Annotated in this window: 1 protein-coding gene; it reads right to left on the reverse strand. The window is 76.0% G+C overall.

Annotation, left to right across the window (positions count from 1 at the left end; all coding sequences use genetic code 11):
- Positions 1 to 829, reverse strand: an 829-nt coding sequence (locus ACVNF4_RS36570) for an MmgE/PrpD family protein (RefSeq protein ID WP_461807113.1), incomplete at both ends; no start/stop codon positions are given.

The following is an 829-nucleotide window of genomic DNA, read 5'->3' on the forward strand; positions in this document are numbered from 1 at the left end:
CGTCTCGGGGCCGGCGAACTCCAGCAGCCAGGGCTCGTCGGCGGCGCCCGCGCGGCGCAGCGCGGCTCCGAACGGGGCGGCGGAGTCGAACAGTTCGCGGGTGAGGTCCGGGTCGTGGGTCAGCCGTACCTTTCCGGCGAGCTGCCAGCGGGCGGCCTGCGCGAGGGCGGGGCGTTCGAAGTCGGCGACGGTGAGGCCGCCGGTGAGCAGGGCGGTCGCCACCGGGTAGGGGGTGTGCAGCACCAGCGCGCCCAGCGGGGCGTCGGGGCCGGTGACGTAACGGTCGGCGCGGCGGCCCGCGTACAGGGTGTAGAGGGACGTCTCCACCAGTATCTCGGTCACCGAGGCGGGGTCCAACGGGCCGACGGCCGCGCGCAGTTCCGTGTGGAGTTCGACGGCGCAGTCCACGGCCGCGTCGATGCCGGGGCCGCCCGGACGCATCTTGAAGGAGAGTGTCTCGGTGTGCCAGCGCCGGCCGAGGCCGGAGGTGATCTCGTCGGGCAGCGGCACGGTGGCGAGCGCGGCGAGGAAGCCGTCGGGGTGTTCCAGGAGGTCGGGGGCGCCGTGCAGTCCGGCGGCGGCGGCGTCGCAGGCGTCCATGCCGGCCCGCACCGGGGTGAGGGTGTTGAGGAGCCGGGCGTCGCTGGCGAGGAAGGCCCGCATCAGCGGCCGGTGGGGCAGGGCGAGTGCCAGCCCCAGGGCGTCGGTCCACCGCTCGGGGTCGGTGACTCCCTCGGCGTGCAGCCGGCCGCAGACGGCGCCCACCAGGTGGGTGTGGACCGCGCTCTGTCCGCGCAGGGGGCCGAGGGTCTCGGCGGCGGTGATCCGG

Source organism: Streptomyces sp. S6 (assembly GCF_054880855.1).